Genomic DNA, 15832 nt, shown 5'->3' with positions numbered 1-15832 from the left:
GCCGGGTCACTCTTTCCTGCGCGCAAACCACGTGGCGAGCGCGGAGCCGGACAGGTTGTGCCACACGCTGAACAAGGCACTCGGCACGGCCGCCAGCGGGCTGAAATGCGCCGCCGCCAGCGCCGCGCCGAGGCCGGAGTTCTGCATGCCGGTCTCGAACATCACCGCCTTGCGCTTGGCGAGGTCCATGCCGAACAGCCGCGCGAACAGATAGCCGAGCGCGAAGCCGAGCAGGTTGTGCAGGATGACGGCGGCGAACATCAAGAGGCCGTTCGTCAGCAGCTTGCTCTGGTTCAGGGCGACGATGATCGCGATGATCAGCACGATCGCCACCGTGGACACGAGCGGCAGCGCCTTCACGCTGGCCGCGGCCTGGCGGCGGAACAGCGTCCTGGCGACGATGCCCAGCGCGATCGGCACGATCACGACCTGCACGATGTCCATGAACAGCGAGGCCGCATTAATGTGCATCCACGCGCCCGCCAGCAGCGACACGAGCGCCGGCGTCGCGAACGGCGCGATCAGGGTGGACACCGCGCCAATCGATACGCCCAGCGCCACGTCGCCGCGCGCCAGGAACGTCATCACATTGGACGCGGTGCCGCTGGGGCAGCAGCCGACGAGGATCACGCCGACCGCGATCTCCGGCGGCAGGCGCAGCGCGATGGCCAGCACGTACGCGATGCCGGGCATGATGAGGTAGTGGCCGACGACGCCGATCGCGACGTCCTTCGGCCGCCGGAACACGTCGCGAAAATCTTCCGTCGACAGGGTCAGGCCCATGCCGAACATGACAATGCCCAGCAGCGGCGCGATCCAGCCTTTATAACCTACGAACAGCTGCGGCGCGAAGAAACCGAGGGCGGCGAACAGGAGCACCCACAACGAGAAGGTCTTGCCGACGAAGGCGCTGGCTTTTTCGATGGCGTTCACGCGGGGGTCTCCTGATCTGATGGGCCCGCCATTATATGTCCGCCACCCTGACCATTGGCCGGTGCATGGCGGCGCGAATCGCGTTAGCATGGCCCCATCGTGACCGACACCTCACCCACCCGCCTGCCGATCGGCACCGCCGACGGCGTCCAGTTCGACGTCGTCGCCTGGGGCCCATCCCACGCCGACGTCGACTTCAGCGTCGCCTGCATGTTCGAGCATGAACTCGGCGGCGGCATGGCCGGCGGCCTGCTCGCGCTGGACCAGGCGCTCGGCGGCCAGTTGTCGCGCCTGCGCGCAACGGGCGCATTCCGCGCCCAGCCGCTGGAGACCCTGCTCATCACGTCGCCGCCGCCCGCCGTGGTGGCGCGCGCGGTGCTGGTGATCGGGATGGGCGATCCGGGGCGGCTGGACGGCGAGATGCTGCGGCGCGCCTGCCGCGTCGCGATGCGCGAGGCGATCCGCTACGGCGCCGTGTCGATGGCGTTCGCGCCCAGCGTGCTCGATGCGGGCCACACGGACAATGCGTCGCTCGACATGCAGAACGTCATGCTGGACGGGATGCTGGGCGCGCTGCGGGCCGAGCACATGCTGGCGCAGGCCGGCCTCGCGGCGGCACCGTCGCTGCGGCATTGCACGTTCGATGTCGGGGCGCCACGTGCCGAGGCGGCGGGGCGGGCATTCGCGGAGGCGTTCGCGCGGCTGGCCCGCCACTAGCCCCGCAACGCCAGGTCCGCCACCAGCGCCACCCCCAGCCCGAACGACACCGCCTTCCAGAACAGCAGCGGACTCCGTTCGATCAGCGGGGTGCGCCGCCGCTCGGCAAAGGCGCTGTTCGGATGGTGCAGGTCGTACACGAATTCGGCGACGTCCTCGTAGCGCCGGCGCGGATCGATCTGCAGCGCCTTGTGCAGCGCCGCGTCGACCCAGGCCGGAATCGACGGATCGTGCTCGCGCGCGGGCGTGTACGCGAGCCGGCGCTGCGCCGCGCGCCCCGCCGCGCGCGGGATCCCGACGCCGTACGGCAGCTCTCCCGTCAGCATGAAGTACGTGAGCACGCCCAGCGCGAACACGTCCGAGCGCACGGTGCCGCGTTCGCCGAGGAAGTACTCCGGTGCGGCGTACAGCGCGGCGCCCTGCAGCGTCCAGTCCTCGTCATGGGAGGCCATCTCGACGACGCCGGCCACGCTCACCGAGCCAAAATCGATGATGCGCGCGTTGCCGGCTGCATCGATCATGACGTTTTCCGGCCGGACGTCCTGGTGCAGCATCTCGAGCCGGTGGAACGCGCGCAAGCCTTTCGCCACCTGGTCGACGATGCGGCGCACGGCGTCCAGGCCGGGACGCGGCTGGCTGCGCAGCCACTGCGCCAGCGTGACGCCTTCGATGTATTCGGCGGCGACGTAGACATGGCTGCGGCGCCGCGCCGGCGCCGGCTTGACGACGTGCGGGCTGCGCACGCGTCCCATGATCCACTCTTCCATCACGAACCGCTCCATGTAGGCGCGGTCGCCGGCGAGATCGATGGAGGGCATCTTGAGGATGACGTGCGCGCCGCTGTCCGGATCCTCGGCCAGGTACACGTGGCTGCGGCTGCTGCCGTGCACCTCGCGCACGATGCGGTAGCCGTCGAGTTCCGCGCGCGGGGCCAGCAGCGGCGGCAGCGGCAGGTCCGCCATCTGGCGCAGCAGTTCGGAGGCTTCGCGCGCCTGCAGCGATTCGATGCGCACCAGCTGCACGGTGAGATTGTCCGCGCTGCCGTTGGCGAGCGCGCGCTGCACGAGGCGGCTCGCGGCCGCGTCCAGGTCCGGCGCGTCCTGCAACGCGGCGTGGACGTCGGCGCCCGACACGTGCTCGTACACGCCGTCCGTCGCCAGCATGAACAGGTCGCCGGCTTCCAGCGCCACGGCGCGGTAGTCGATCTCGATACGGTCCTGCACGCCCAGCGCGCGGCTCAGGTAGCTGCGCTCGGGCGACACCCACACGCGATGGTCGGTCGTCAGCTGTTCCAGGCTGGCGCCCTGCGCGCCCGCGTGGACGCGGTAGATGCGCGCGTCGCCCACGTGGAACAGGTGGGCGGTGTTCGACTTGATGACGAGCGCGGAAAACGTGCAGACATGGCCGCAGTCCTGGTCGGCGCGGTCCTGGCCCTGCCGCGTATGGGCATACAGCCACGCATTCACGGCAGCGAGCACCTTCTCGGCCGACGTCCGGACCGACCAGGCGTCCGCCGTCGCGTAGTAATCGTCGAGGAAGGCCGCGACGGCGGTGGCGCTGGCGACGTGGCTCACAGCGCTGCTGCTGATGCCGTCCGCCAGCGCGAGCGCCGCCCCCTTCGTCGAGGCGAGCGGCGCGCGCGGGATCACCACGCCGTGGCAGTCCTGGTTGACGGCCTTGCGGCCCCGGTCACTGTGCTGGCCGACGGAGAGCGTCAAAGGCTGCATCATGGGCTGCAAAGCGGGACGCCGGCGCGCGCGCCGTCAGACTTTGTTGAACGAGCGCTTCGGCGCCGTCTTCACGTGCGTCGAGTACAGCGTCAGCCCGGTGAACGCGAGGCCGCCGACGAGGTTGCCCAGCACGGTCGGGATCTCGTTCCAGACCAGGTAGTCGAGGAAGGTGAAGTGCGCGCCCGTCAGGATCCCGAACGGGAACAGGAACATGTTCACGACCGAGTGTTCGAACGCCATCGCGAAGAACAGCATCACGGGCATCCACATGGCGATGACCTTGCCGCCGACCGTCGTCGAGATCATGGCGCCCACGACGCCCGTCGACACCATCCAGTTGCACAGCATGCCGCGGATGAACAGGGTGACCATGCCGGCGAAGCCGTATTCCGCATAGCCCAGCGTGCGCTTTTCGCCGATGGTGCCGATCGTCTTGGCCAGCACGCCGCCGTCCGTGTGGAAGCCGAACGTGAAGATATACGCCATCAGGAAGGCCACCGTGAACGCGCCGAGGAAGTTACCGGCGAAGACGATGCCCCAGTGCTTGATCACGCGCGGCAGCGTGACGCCGGGCCGCCGGTCGATCAGCGCCAGCGGCGTCAGGACGAACACGCCGGTCAGCAGGTCGAAGCCGAGCAGGTACAGCATGCAGAAACCCACCGGGAACAGCAGCGCGCCGATCAGCGGCACGCCGGTCGCCACCGAGCAGCTGACGGCGAACACCGCCGACAGGGCGAGGATGGCGCCGGCCATGTAGGCGCGGATCAGCGCATCGCGCGTCGACATATAGATCTTGGATTCGCCCGCGTCGACCATCTTGGTCACGAATTCTGAAGGCACCAGGTACGCCATGAAATACTCCCCAGGGAACCGCGATGACGCGGCAATGTTGATCGGTAATCCGGCGTCGATTGCGCCGTCATGGGGAGTTATGCAAGAAGCGGGCCCGCATCAGACCGGGGCGATTCTCACGGACCTGCGCACCGCGACCGTGCCGGTGCTGCCTGCTGGTGCGGTGGCGCACCATTGTTGGAGAGGACACCCCCGTGCGTGCACACGAACGATGCAGGCCGTGTGGCGCGATGCGCGCCCTTGCCCCGGTCAGGCGCCGAACCAGGCCGCGCACGCGGCGCGCAGGCCGTCCGCGCCGCCATCGCCGGCCCACGCCACATACCCATCGGGCCGGATCAGCATCGCGGCCGGCAGCGGCACCGCGCCGACGACGGGCAGTTCGCACACGCCATCGAACGTCGCCTCGATCCGTTTCACGCGGCCGCCGTGGACCATCGCGCACAGTCCGAAATCGAGCAGCACCGGCCGCCCGTCATGCAGCAGCGCGTAGACGCGGGTCGGTCCCGCCGCCGTAACGATGTCCAGGTCCGGCATGCGCCGCCCGAGCAGCGGGTGGCCGGCGCCCAGGTCGTAGCGGATGTCCAGGCCGGCGATCATCGCGCCGAAACGCCTGCGCGGCTCGTCCATCGCGAGCATCTCCGCGACGAATTCGCCCAGCACGGGCGTGCGGTCGTCCGGGCGCCGCAGCACACCTTGCGCGATCGTGTTGCGCAGCACGCGCGCTGCGGCGGGATGGCGTTCGGCCTGATAGGTATCGAGCAGCGCCGCCGGCGATACACCCTTCACGACCTGCGCCAGCTTCCACCCGAGGTTGACGGCATCCTGCACGCCGAGATTGAGGCCCTGCCCGCCCAGCGGCGGATGGATGTGCGCGGCGTCGCCCGCGAGCAGGATGCGGTCCTTGCGATAGGCGTCCGCCTGGCGCACGGCGTCGTTGAAGCGGGACAGCCACGTGGGAGAATGGACGCCGAAATCGGTCCCGTAGATGGCGTTCAGGCCCGCGGCGAGTTCGTCGAGCGTCGGCTCGCCGGCCGCCTGCGGATCGCGTCCGGCCAGCACGACGCCGACCGTCTCGCCATCTTCGAGCATGGACATCGCATGGCGGCCGGACGCGTCCTCGTGGAAGCCGAGCACCGGCTTTTCGCGCATTTTCACTTCTGCGATGATCCAGCTCGTCGACGCGTCCCAGCCGGGGAAGCCGATGCCGGCCAGCTTGCGGATGCGGCTGCGGCCGCCGTCGCAGCCGACCAGCCAGCGCGCACGCAGGCGCGTGCCCTGCGCCGTCGTGACGTCGACGCCGTCGTCGTCGCATGCGATACCGTCCACGTCCCGGTCGCGGTAGATCCGCACGTCCAGTTCATCGGCCCATGCGGCGAGCAGCCGTTCGGTCTGTTCCTGCGCCAGCGCGAGCAGATAGTTGTGGCGCGTCGGGAAATCGCTGATGTCGAGGGCGGCGTGGAAACTGACGCGCGGGTGCGTCTTGCCCGCGGCCAGGAAGCGGTCGACGATGCCGCGCTGGTCGAGCAGTTCGAGCGTGCGCGCGTGCAGCCCGCCGGCGCGGCCGCCCACGCGGGCCTGCGCCGGCTTGCGTTCGACGATGGCGGCGTCGACGCCGGCCAATGCCAGTTCGGCAGCCAGCATCAGGCCCGTGGGGCCGGCGCCGACGATGATGATGTCGTGGTCGCTTGCCTGCATTGGTTCACCTGTATTCCGATGGAGACCGTTAATGCGCTCTTTTCCTCTTCAATGCGCTGCCCGCTTTGCTATCTGATCCACACAGTTTTCGATTCGGCGCATGTGGGTCAACTCGCTTTCGTTGTTCTCTTCGGGATAGCGAAAGCTCGCGGCGTGTGCACAGGTCTGCTCGTGCTTGGGGTCGGCTCGCCGCAGTCTGGCCTTGATCGCCTCGATTTCGGCGATGCGCCGATTTTCCAGCTCATTGTCCAGTTCATTGCTCGCTTGACGCTCCGCTGCTTCTTGATGAACTTCATCCAGGGATTTAAACGCGTACCAAGTGCCGAGGCCGACGAATAAAGCGATGAGAAGGATGTGATGAAAAGGGGGGCGTCGATGCAGGAGGCTCCGTCTCGAATTCGATTCATTTTCCATTGTTTTCCTGGTGTTTTCCCTGACTTGCCGAGCACGGTCCTGGCGTGTCGCCGACGTCCTTCCAGACCCGATGCCGCCACGTGATCACCTCGGCCGCTGCTGCTGTCGTCGGCGCCGTATTTTTCCTTAGTCGAGAATAGCCCGTAACCGGGCAAGCGCGTCCTCGACCACGAACTCAGGTGCTGTTTCGATTTTCTTCGCCCCGCGAGCGGCCAAATCCATTGTGCGAATCATATTCACCAGCGCGACACCTTGGGTTTCAGTGCCCGATCCACTCAACGGCACTGCGAAGCCCGCATAGCGAGCGAAATCGCCGCCTTGAGTAATTGGTGCCACTAAAGCCACCCCCATGAGATTGAACGCGGCCGGGGAGAGTACGAGGGCAGGACGAAAATCGCCTTGCTGCTCTCGCCCTACTGTTGGGTTAAGGTTCACGCGAACGATATCTCCACGGTTGAACGTGGTACGCCTCACCATACTTCCTGGCCTACCGGTTTGCTGCCTTCCCAGGCCTCCGCGTCTACAGGAGGCGCCGCCTTCAGATCACATTGCGCCATCAGATCTGCAAGAGAGTAGGTTTTGCGAGCAGGCCGCAATACCAGTCCTTCCGGTCGCATGTCCGCGCTCAGTTTGTCGCCAAGCGCAACGCCTAGTTGACTCAGCAAAGCAGACGGCAGTCGGACTGCCGCACTGTTGCCCCACTTTTGAATCGAGAGTTCCATAGTTGTCTCCAGTGTAGATACATTGTATTACCCACAATGCGGCGCCGCAAGCAAATTCTACAATGTAGATACACATCAAAGAACTGACTCGAACATTGCTTCGAGCCTCTTTTGTGGCACTTGGAGATGAGGGCGAACGTGGTCCAGCTCGGCGTGCCCAGCAGCAGCTGGACGGTTTCGACAGCGGCGCCTCGGGTGATTAGTCGCGATGCCATCGTGCGGCGGCCGCCGTGCGAGGGATCCTCCCTGCCCCCGGCATCCCTGTAGAGCTTTGTCACCTGGGCCTGCAGGGTGGTCGCACGCCAGGTAGTCACCCGGCTCGCCCGGGCGAGCTTATCCGTCGCTTCGTGTTCAAGTGGGACTTGTACCCCTTTGTACGGAATATCAGCTTGCTGTCGGAACGCAAACCTCGATACCTGCCAGGATCGTCGCGCAAGCGCAATCGGCGCGCAATCCGGTACTCTAGGTAGCGTCCAGCGCGGCGAAGTACATATACCTCCCGACGGACCAACCCGACAGCGCACACGCGAGCCGCAGCCAAACAACAATCCAAGGCCGACCATGCTTTGCACTTGCTTCACCAGCGGCGCAAGCACGCTCAACCGATCGATGCTGAATTCAGCGACAAGCTACCCGCGTGCCGAAAAGATCGCTCAAAGCGAAACCCGGTTTCTGGCGACGGTGGTGACGCGGTAACGAAGGTCGAGTTGATGGAAGGAACCAGTTGTGCATTAGGTATTTTCACGTCATTTGCACCCAAGCCACAGAGACGGTCGGTTCATCGGGATATCTCATCACAATTGCGATCGCTTTCGTTTGCAGCGTCATCTTCTTCGCGTGGTGTGACTTGGCTCGACCAAAACTGGGTAGCTGTCAGCAAATTGTTTCTGCCTTTCGAATTTGATTTTCCTCAAAATACCCTGATTTTCTCTTCAATTATTACGCGTATCCTAATCAGTGCGGGTGTAAGCTTCATTATCGAACTAAGGCGCAAGAATTGCAGTGTAGATAAGTATCTCTTTATATTTGGGGGAGGATCTATGTCTAAGGAAATACTTGTTCGTGATTTTGCGAGAAAGATCACAAGTGATCAGAATACAGTCGATTTGGTGAGGGCGGCGGCGGAAGCATACATGAACTCTCTTGATCCGAAGGACAAAATTGCGATATTCAAGGCAGCATTTTCAGAAGACGAACTGAGCAATTTAGGGTTCGATGATGCGGCAATGATGGGTTGTACTGGCACCGTCACTACCGCGACCACGCCAGATTGTACAACTACTACGCTCACGACGACGTTGGGGTGTTAATTATTTGACCACTCGGGATCATGAATTGGTCTGAGAAAAAAACCATTGAAGAAAAAAGGTGGGCCGCGTTGACGGCTCACCTACAATTCGCCCCCCAACGAACACAATTATGGAAGTCCTTTAGGGGCAAAACTCGTTTACCGCCGCAAGGATGGAAAATTCACGTAAGCGCTCATGTCTTTAATGCGTGCGACGTTTTCGAGCACGCGTCACGTTGGCTCGAACGTCAACGAGTCTCCTATAAGACCGTTGCCGACCTCAATGTTCTCTCTTCGCTTAATGCTGGTATTCAATACGGATACAGCCAGATCGGAAAATTCATTACAGCTTATCCGGAAGATATCTATGATTGCCAGCAAACTCTTCATGGACTGGCTGTATCGTTAGCTGAATTCAATGGACCTCGAGTACCCAATGACCATCAGTTGGCCGGAAGTAACTGTATTTTCTTCCGCTATGGCGCGTTCAGCTCGGCACAATTACAGACACCTCAGAAGAAGAATGGATCCGTAGACTTTGTTAGGGGAGCGAATGGTCGACCCGTTAGAGACCGGGGACGTGATGAGCGCTGGTTGCCGAGGTGGCTGGCGCTGCCTGCACAAACTGCAGACTTCCCAAAAGCGTCTTTCATCGCACATGATGTACTGCCGTTCTTGACACTCGCAAGGACAGGCAAGGGATCTGTGTACAAAGCGATGGATATTGCGGAGCCCCTGCGTCCGGTCACCCGAATTCTAAAGCAGGGGTTGCGCGGTGGCGGAATGGACTGGTCTCGTATTGACGGTGCTGGGCGGCTTCTGAACGAAATGAAAGTATGCGATCTAATGTCTCGGAAAGTCTCATTTATTCCAAGATTAAACAGATCATTTCAAACCGACAGCGCAGTCTACGGGATATTTGAATATATTGATGGGTGTACGCTCGATAAATGGCTAAGGCGAGCCAAGCCGGGCGTCGCACTAAGACTGTCGACCGCAATTGCGATCACAAAAAATGTGGTCGCATTGCACGACAGTGGCCTTGCATGGCGCGATCTGAAGTTCACAAATATTCTTATAAAACGAGAGACAAGGGACGTGTACTTCATCGACTTTGAAGGCGCGGTCGAAGGAAATATTTCTTTGGACGATTGTTGGGGATCACCAACCTTCGTGCCGCCAGAATTTGGAACAGAAAAAGCCTTCGGATTTTCACAGGACATTTTTGCGCTTGGAAAAGTTCTAGATAATATGCTTTCTAGCTATCGTGTCTCCGGTGTTGCACCTCTCATTCTTGCAATGATGGGGAAGCAGGAGCAGAGACCAATGGCCGATGAAGTTTATTCAGAGTTATTGAAACATCGCGGTCACATGTAGAGTCGTATAGATTTCTTAGGCAAAGCTCAATGCTTTCGTTGACCGAAAATTTCCAGTCTGACAGATAAAATAGAAAGGCGAAAAAATGGAAATATCTGTAAATATAGCAAACAAGACTTCCGATAATCACATCGTCCACGTCTACGATTTATTCGCTCATGCGCGCCGAGAAGTTCGTGGCAGTCCTTTCGCGTTGGCGGTAGACGGAGTATCACCAATGTTTGCCATCAATGCGAGCGCGAATGGCAATGGGATCGCTGCTTACTCGTGCGAAGGTGGACCGTCTTTATCGGAAATTGATGTAAGCGATGGCTCCTCTATTGAAATAAGATAATTAGTTTTTGAATTCGCAGCTATCGGCGGTGTACAAGCCGGCACAGCATGGCACATCGCCGCAGTATTGCAAGCGGCTGCTTCACTGCCAATCCCAGCTTGGTCCGGCAAGCCCCTCCGCGTGTTTTTCTTGCTCAGCCGGCTGAATCGATGCCCCATATATGCAGATGTTACACGTGTACTAGCATAATATTTGACGGCCGAACAAAAAACCCGGGCAACGTTCCCGGTTCTCTGGAATTTTCTCCCAAATATTACATCGGATTCACTAGCATATAACTCCGCGTGCCCGAGCAGCAACTGGACCGTCTCGACGTCTGGTCAAGCGCCTCGATGGCCTTGGCGAGGCCAAGATAGCTGTAACGCTGCCGGCAACCTTTCGTGATGGCCGCGCGTAGGCTGATTTCGGTGCACAACGCGCCAGATCCGCTCGGGATGCCTGCTGGCGGCCGCCGTCACGCGGAGAAGGTGACGGATTTGCCCCGGCTGGAGCGTGGTGGCTTGGGCCATGTGAACTTCTGACCTGCAATAAAAAAACGGCGCACCGCCCGAAGGCAAGCGCGCCGGTGGCAACAACGGGCCGGCACCGCCGTGCCGCCCCGTCCTACTCGAAAATCAGAAGTGGTACTCCGCCTTGACCATCGGCGTGCTGGCCGAGGCGCCCGGCACGCGCTTGCTGTCGTTGCCGAACTTGTTATGCCAGTATTGATAGGCGAAGCCGGCGCGGAAGGTCTTCGGCTTGGCGCCCAGCAGCGGGCCCAGGTCGTACAGCAACTGCATGTCGATGTTCGTTTCCGGCGCCGTCTGGTTGCCGAATTCGTCCTTGCCCTTCGAGGCGATCCAGTTCGCGAAGCCTTCCCACGACCAGCCCGACGCCCCGATCGGGAACGCCCACACGGCGCCCAGCATCGGGTGCGTGTCGTAGCGGTAGCGCGCGACGCTGGTCTGCGTGAACTCGTTGTTCGGCGCGTTGCTCTCCCACAGGCCGTAGATACCCACGTTCAGCAGGCCCGGGACCTTGAACGCCAGCGTCGGGCCGACGACCAGCATGCGCTTCTTCGAGTTATAGCCGGCGTCGTCCTTCGTGTTGGCGTCGAAGCCCAGCGTCAGGCCCACGTCGCTCACGGGGCCGTAGGCGAATTCCTTGCCGCTCACCTTGCCCAGCGAGATCGTGTTGCGGTACACGAGGTAGAACTCTTGCGCGCCCGACTTCGCGCCCGGAGCCGACGGATCGGTCTTGTTCGACAACAGGACATCCAGGTTGAAGAAGTTCGTGCCATAGGCATAACCGCTCACGTGGTTGATGTCGATGATGTCCTTGTGGATTTCACTGGCGTTGAACGGCTCGCGGAAACGGCCGCCGGTGCGGTAGCCGATCGACGTGTCGCTCCATTCGGCGGCCTGCACGGACGTTGCCGCGCACGCGCACAGCGCCATGGTCAGGACGGTTTTTTTCATGCTTTGCTCCCTTGGACGATTGGATGGGTGTTGGTGGCGCCCGCATCTCCATGGCTTTCTGCCGGGATGTCGCGGGTACCGTTGAAGAAGAGGTTCAGCGCGACCGCGGCGACGGCGGTCAGCAGGATGCCCGACTCCAGCAACGGATGCAGGCTGTGGGCCATCTGTTGGGCCCAGCGCGGGGCCACCAATGGGATCAGGCCGAAGCCGATCGACAGGGCGACAATATACAGGTTGTAGCGGTTGTTCCGGAAGTCCACGCGCGTCAGGATGCGGATGCCCGCCGCGGCCACCATGCCGAACATGACGAGGCCCGCGCCGCCCAGCACGAACTGGGGAATTGCTTCGACGAGCGCCGCCATCTTCGGCAGCATGCCCAGCACGATCATGATGATGCCGCCGGCCACGCACACCCAGCGGCTCTTGACGCCCGTGACGGCGACGAGGCCCACGTTCTGCGAAAAGCTCGTGTGCGGGAAGGTGTTCAGCAGGCCGCCGATCAGCGTACCCAGGCCGTCGGTGCGCAGGCCGGCGGCGAGCTGTTTGCGGTCCAGGTCCTTGCCCGTCAGTTCGGACAGGGCGAGGAACATGCCGGCCGACTCGATCATCACGACGATCATGACGACGGCGAACGTGACGATCATGACCAGGTCGAACGTGGGCGTGCCGAACGCCAGCGGCGTCACGAGCTGGAACCAGGCGGCCTTGCCCACCTTGTCGAAGTTCATCTCACCCAGCGCGAACGTGACGACGCAGCCGGCCACGATGCCCAGCAGGACGGAGATATTGGCCAGGAAGCCGCGGCAGAACCGGACGAGGCACAGCACGACGGCCAGCACGAACGCGGCGATGCCCAAGTGGTCCAGCGCGCCGTAGTTCGGGTTCGGCGTCATCGGCACGGGGCCGGCCAGCTTCAGCACCGGCGCTTCGGCACCCGGCGGCAGCGCGGCCGCGGCCTGCGCGGCACTGGCGCGCGCCGCATCGACCATCGCCGCCAGTTTCACGGTATCGACGCTTTGCGCCGTGCTTTCCGGACCGCCCATCGCCCAGCCCACGCCGACGCGCATCAGGGTCACGCCGATGATCAGGATGATGGTGCCCGTGACGACGGGCGGGAAGAACCGCAGCAACCGGCTCATCAGGGGCGCGAGCAGGAGCGCCACGGCACCGGCGCCGATGCCGGCACCGAAGATCGCGCGCGCCCCGTCGACGCCGGGGACCGCGTTCGCGATGGCGACCATCGGACCGACGGCCGCGAAGGTCACGCCCATCATCACGGGCAGGCGAATGCCGAACCACGATGTCAGGCCAAGGGATTGGATGAGTGTCACGATTCCGCAGCAGAACAGGTCGGCCGAGATCAGCATGCTGACCTGTTCGGGCGGAAGTTTGAGTGCACGTCCCACGATGAGGGGGACGGCAATGGCACCGGCGTACATGACGAGGACGTGCTGCAACCCGAGCGCACCAAGGCGCGCGAGCGGCAGCCGTTCGTCCACCGGATGGCGGGACGGCTGGGTCATGCTTGTCTCCTAAATGTTTTTATGAACAACAAACAGCATGCCGCCCGCCACGCGCCGGCCATCTGGGCCGGGCGCGCGAGCGTGTCCGCCGGCCCGCTGTGGAGGGCCGCCGGACAGGGTACAACGGGGTTAGTTGGTCGGGGCGCCCTCTTCGTACCAGCGCTTGATGAGATTGCGCTCATCCGGCGTGATCTGGGTGGCGTTATTCAGCGGCATCTGCTTCGTCACGACGGCCTGCTGGTACATCTGCTGGGCGTGACGCTTGATCGAATCGGGCGAATCGAACGAGATGCCCTTGCTGGCCATGGCGGCCGAGTGGCACATCGCGCAGCGCTGGGCGACGACGCCTTTCACCTGGTCGAAGCTGACGTTCTGCGCGGTGGCGCCGGCAGCGGCGGCACTGTTGACGGGCGCGGCGGACGCGATGGCCGGCACGTCGGCCTCGGGTTTCGGGGTCAGGTAGACGACGAGACCCAGCATGGCGGCCACGCCGAAGCCCGCGAATTCCCAGGGCACGCGCTTGCCGTGTACGAGCGCCTTGTGGCGGGCGACGAAGCTCTGGCGGATCAGGGCGCCGGTCAGCATCATGAGGACCAGCACGACCCAGTTGTGTTCACCCGAGTACAGCCAGCCATAGTGGTTGGACAGCATCGCGAACAGCACCGGCAGCGTGAAATACGTGTTGTGGACGCTGCGCTGCTTGGCGCGCCAGCCGTAGATCGGGTCGACCGGCTGGCCGGCCTTCAGCTGCGCGACGACCTTGCGCTGGCCGGGGATGATCCAGAAGAACACGTTGGCGCTCATCGACGTGGCCAGCATGGCGCCGACCAGCAGGAAGGCGGCACGGCCGGCGTACAGCTGGCACGCGAGCCAGGCGGCGAACACGACGAACGCGAAGATGATCGCGCCGACGATGGCGTCGCCGTTCTTCTTGCGGCCGAACGTGCGGCAGATGGTGTCGTACACGAGCCAGAACGCGACGAGGAAGCCCAGCGCGGTACCGACGGCGGCGCCGGCCGTCCAGTCGTGCACCTGCTTGTCGACCATGAAGGTCCCGGCATTGAACAGATACAGGACGGTGAACAGGCCGAAACCGGACAGCCACGTGGCGTAGCTCTCCCAATAGAACCAGTGCAGGCCTTCGGGCATGGATTTCGGGGCCACGAGGTATTTCTGCGGATGGTAGAAGCCACCGCCGTGCACGGCCCACAGTTCGCCGTCGACGCCTTTTTCGACGAGGTCGGGCGACGTCGGCCTGGTGAGCGAGTTATCGAGGAAGACGAAGTAGAACGATGCGCCGATCCAGGCGATCGCGGTAATGACGTGGGTCCAGCGCAATAGCAGATTCACCCAGTCGAGCAAATAGGATTCCATGAGAGCCTCAAAAACAAAGGAAGCATGGCGCAACCAACACACCAGGCTGTCCCATCACCACAGCGGGCTCTGTGAGGGGCAAATCATCGCAACCACCGGCGAGGGGCTGGGCCCTGCTGCCGATGCGCTCCGCGGCGACACAACAACTGTATACGATCTTTTTGAAAAAGGGTATGACTTTATGAGAAAAACAACGCTCCGTGCTTACGAGCCACGGTAAGTGGAATACGACCACGGGCTGACGAGCAGCGGCACGTGGTAGTGGCCGGCCGCGTCGGCGATGCCGAATTCGAGCGGCACCACGTCGAGGAAGGCCGGCTCGGGCAGGTTCACGCCCTTCTCGCGGAAATACGCTGCCACACCGAACGTGAGGCGGTAGCGGCCGACCGCCATCGTCTCCGCATTCAGCAGCGGACCGCCGTCGTTGCGGCCGTCGCTATTGAGGGTGAGCGTCTTGATCGTGCGCGCGCTGCCGTCATGGTCGAGCGCTTCGAGGGTGACGCGCATGCCGGCAGCCGGGCAGCCGTTCATCGTATCGAGCACGTGGGTGCTGAGGTGTCCCATCTGATTTCCTTTCTTGTTGATTGACGTAAAAAATTGCATACACTTTGTGTTTTCTTTTTTTCGAAAAGTGTATACACTTCAGACACGATGTCAATCACTTATTGTCCCGAGCGACCATGAACCGAGCCCGCCAACCCCTGAAGATCGTCCCGCTGACCAGCGATATCCATGATACGCCCGCGAGCGCGCCGTCCGGCAGCGCCACGCAGCGCATCGTCGACTCCATCACCACCGCGATCGCCGAGCGCCGGCTGATGCCGGGCACGAAGCTGTCCGAACAGAAGATCGGCGACATCTTCAAGGTGTCGCGCACCGTCGTGCGCCAGGCGTTCAACCAGTTGTCGCGCGACCGCCTCGTCGTGCTGGAACCGGCCCGCGGCGCGTTCGTCGCCACCCCGACGGCCGAGGAAGCGAACGACGTGTTCGAAGTGCGCGCGATCCTCGAGACGGCCGTGACGAAGCAGCTGTGCGCGACGATCACCGACGCCCAGGTCAAACAGCTGCGCGAACACCTTGAGCTGGAACGCGCGGCCGTCAACAATGCGGAAGTCCCGGGCCGCACGCGCCTGCTGGGCGATTTCCACCTCGTGCTGGCGCAAATGCTCGGCAACCAGGTGCTCGTGCAGATGCTCTCCGAACTCCTGACGCGTTCCTCGCTGATCGCGCTGATGCGCCAGTCGTCGCAGTCGGCGGAAGAATCCCTCGATGAGCACGTGGCCATCGTCGACGCGTTCGAAAAGCGCGACGTCAAGGCGGCGGTGCGCCTCGTCTCCAAGCACCTGGCCAACGTCCAGCACAACCTGCACCTCGATCCGCAGCGCGTGGACCTGGCCGACATCCTCCACCATTGAA

The 15832-nt window shown here is 62.9% G+C and carries 15 protein-coding genes; 4 read left to right on the top strand and 11 right to left on the bottom strand.

The genetic code is table 11. From position 1 onward, the window contains the following. Nucleotides 1–6 precede the first annotated feature (6 nt). A complete protein-coding gene (locus ACL58G_RS17890; protein ID WP_413385819.1) occupies nucleotides 7–933 on the bottom strand; it encodes a bile acid:sodium symporter family protein in 927 nt (308 codons plus the stop codon). Nucleotides 934–1032: 99 nt separating this feature from the next. On the opposite strand from ACL58G_RS17890, the gene ACL58G_RS17885 reads away from it, so the two are divergent. Next, the gene (locus ACL58G_RS17885) at nucleotides 1033–1650 is read left to right on the top strand and encodes a M17 family peptidase N-terminal domain-containing protein (protein ID WP_413385818.1); all 618 of its coding nucleotides are present in this window, start codon (nucleotides 1033–1035) and stop codon (nucleotides 1648–1650) included. On the opposite strand, the gene ACL58G_RS17880 is transcribed toward ACL58G_RS17885, so the two are convergent. The 6 genes from ACL58G_RS17880 to ACL58G_RS17855 form a co-directional block, all read right to left on the bottom strand. Then, nucleotides 1647–3380, bottom strand: a complete 1734-nt coding sequence (locus ACL58G_RS17880) for a protein kinase domain-containing protein (RefSeq protein ID WP_440962657.1) — start codon at nucleotides 3378–3380, stop codon at nucleotides 1647–1649. The genes ACL58G_RS17885 and ACL58G_RS17880 overlap by 4 nt on opposite strands. Nucleotides 3381–3413: 33 nt before the next feature. Then, nucleotides 3414–4232, bottom strand: coding sequence for a formate/nitrite transporter family protein (locus tag ACL58G_RS17875; protein WP_371766803.1), 819 nt, complete (start codon nucleotides 4230–4232; stop codon nucleotides 3414–3416). A gap of 249 nt (nucleotides 4233–4481) precedes the next feature. Continuing rightward, nucleotides 4482–5927, bottom strand: coding sequence for an FAD-dependent oxidoreductase (locus ACL58G_RS17870; protein ID WP_440962656.1), 1446 nt, complete (start codon nucleotides 5925–5927; stop codon nucleotides 4482–4484). 48 nt (nucleotides 5928–5975) lie between these two features. Further along, nucleotides 5976–6341 carry a hypothetical protein gene (locus ACL58G_RS17865; RefSeq protein ID WP_440962655.1) on the bottom strand — a complete coding sequence of 122 codons (366 nt, stop codon included), beginning with the start codon at nucleotides 6339–6341 and terminating at the stop codon, nucleotides 5976–5978. A gap of 126 nt (nucleotides 6342–6467) precedes the next feature. After that, nucleotides 6468–6818, bottom strand: coding sequence for a type II toxin-antitoxin system ChpB family toxin (locus tag ACL58G_RS17860; protein WP_413341479.1), 351 nt, complete (start codon nucleotides 6816–6818; stop codon nucleotides 6468–6470). Further along, nucleotides 6812–7063: an AbrB/MazE/SpoVT family DNA-binding domain-containing protein gene (locus tag ACL58G_RS17855; RefSeq protein ID WP_413341478.1), complete on the bottom strand. Its 252-nt coding sequence runs from the start codon at nucleotides 7061–7063 to the stop codon at nucleotides 6812–6814. The genes ACL58G_RS17860 and ACL58G_RS17855 overlap by 7 nt, the downstream gene beginning before the upstream one ends. Before the next feature lie 566 nt (nucleotides 7064–7629). On the opposite strand from ACL58G_RS17855, the gene ACL58G_RS17850 reads away from it, so the two are divergent. Both ACL58G_RS17850 and ACL58G_RS17845 read left to right on the top strand, forming a co-directional pair. Continuing rightward, nucleotides 7630–8373, top strand: coding sequence for a hypothetical protein (locus ACL58G_RS17850; RefSeq protein WP_440962654.1), 744 nt, complete (start codon nucleotides 7630–7632; stop codon nucleotides 8371–8373). Nucleotides 8374–8393: 20 nt separating this feature from the next. Further along, complete coding sequence (locus ACL58G_RS17845) at nucleotides 8394–9728, top strand: protein kinase domain-containing protein (protein ID WP_440962653.1); 1335 nt, start codon at nucleotides 8394–8396, stop codon at nucleotides 9726–9728. Nucleotides 9729–10676: 948 nt separating this feature from the next. Here ACL58G_RS17845 and ACL58G_RS17840 read toward each other — a convergent pair. From ACL58G_RS17840 to uraH, 4 genes are all read right to left on the bottom strand, one after another. Next, a complete protein-coding gene (locus ACL58G_RS17840; RefSeq protein ID WP_413341466.1) occupies nucleotides 10677–11519 on the bottom strand; it encodes an outer envelope protein in 843 nt (280 codons plus the stop codon). Further along, nucleotides 11516–13042 carry a nucleobase:cation symporter-2 family protein gene (locus tag ACL58G_RS17835; RefSeq protein ID WP_440962652.1) on the bottom strand — a complete coding sequence of 509 codons (1527 nt, stop codon included), beginning with the start codon at nucleotides 13040–13042 and terminating at the stop codon, nucleotides 11516–11518. The genes ACL58G_RS17840 and ACL58G_RS17835 overlap by 4 nt, the downstream gene beginning before the upstream one ends. A gap of 129 nt (nucleotides 13043–13171) precedes the next feature. Continuing rightward, nucleotides 13172–14416 (bottom strand): urate hydroxylase PuuD, encoded by a 1245-nt coding sequence (locus tag ACL58G_RS17830; protein ID WP_440962651.1) that lies wholly within the window; start codon nucleotides 14414–14416, stop codon nucleotides 13172–13174. A gap of 204 nt (nucleotides 14417–14620) precedes the next feature. Further along, nucleotides 14621–14980 (bottom strand): hydroxyisourate hydrolase, encoded by a 360-nt coding sequence (gene uraH / locus ACL58G_RS17825; RefSeq protein ID WP_413385788.1) that lies wholly within the window; start codon nucleotides 14978–14980, stop codon nucleotides 14621–14623. A gap of 116 nt (nucleotides 14981–15096) precedes the next feature. On the opposite strand from uraH, the gene ACL58G_RS17820 reads away from it, so the two are divergent. Further along, nucleotides 15097–15831, top strand: a complete 735-nt coding sequence (locus tag ACL58G_RS17820; protein ID WP_440962650.1) for a GntR family transcriptional regulator — start codon at nucleotides 15097–15099, stop codon at nucleotides 15829–15831. Nucleotide 15832 lies beyond the last annotated feature (1 nt).

It is taken from the genome of Massilia sp. GER05 (assembly GCF_052056005.1).
In the GTDB taxonomy this organism is placed as follows: domain Bacteria; phylum Pseudomonadota; class Gammaproteobacteria; order Burkholderiales; family Burkholderiaceae_D; genus Telluria; species Telluria orientalis.
Note: the sequence above shows the minus strand (reverse complement) of the source record. Positions and strands in the feature narration are given on the sequence as shown.

Bases quoted from the DNA above. Each gene is read 5' to 3' on its own strand.
- ACL58G_RS17875 (WP_371766803.1), bottom strand. From the start codon at position 4,232: ATGGCGTACCTGGTGCCTTCAGAATTCGTGACCAAGATGGTCGACGCG.
- ACL58G_RS17830 (WP_440962651.1), bottom strand. From the start codon at position 14,416: ATGGAATCCTATTTGCTCGACTGGGTGAATCTGCTATTGCGCTGGACC.
- ACL58G_RS17845 (WP_440962653.1), top strand. From the start codon at position 8,394: ATGAATTGGTCTGAGAAAAAAACCATTGAAGAAAAAAGGTGGGCCGCG.
- uraH (WP_413385788.1), bottom strand. From the start codon at position 14,980: ATGGGACACCTCAGCACCCACGTGCTCGATACGATGAACGGCTGCCCG.
- ACL58G_RS17835 (WP_440962652.1), bottom strand. From the start codon at position 13,042: ATGACCCAGCCGTCCCGCCATCCGGTGGACGAACGGCTGCCGCTCGCG.
- ACL58G_RS17840 (WP_413341466.1), bottom strand. From the start codon at position 11,519: ATGAAAAAAACCGTCCTGACCATGGCGCTGTGCGCGTGCGCGGCAACG.
- ACL58G_RS17865 (WP_440962655.1), bottom strand. From the start codon at position 6,341: ATGGAAAATGAATCGAATTCGAGACGGAGCCTCCTGCATCGACGCCCC.
- ACL58G_RS17880 (WP_440962657.1), bottom strand. From the start codon at position 3,380: ATGATGCAGCCTTTGACGCTCTCCGTCGGCCAGCACAGTGACCGGGGC.
- ACL58G_RS17820 (WP_440962650.1), top strand. From the start codon at position 15,097: ATGAACCGAGCCCGCCAACCCCTGAAGATCGTCCCGCTGACCAGCGAT.
- ACL58G_RS17870 (WP_440962656.1), bottom strand. From the start codon at position 5,927: ATGCAGGCAAGCGACCACGACATCATCATCGTCGGCGCCGGCCCCACG.
- ACL58G_RS17855 (WP_413341478.1), bottom strand. From the start codon at position 7,063: ATGGAACTCTCGATTCAAAAGTGGGGCAACAGTGCGGCAGTCCGACTG.
- ACL58G_RS17860 (WP_413341479.1), bottom strand. From the start codon at position 6,818: ATGGTGAGGCGTACCACGTTCAACCGTGGAGATATCGTTCGCGTGAAC.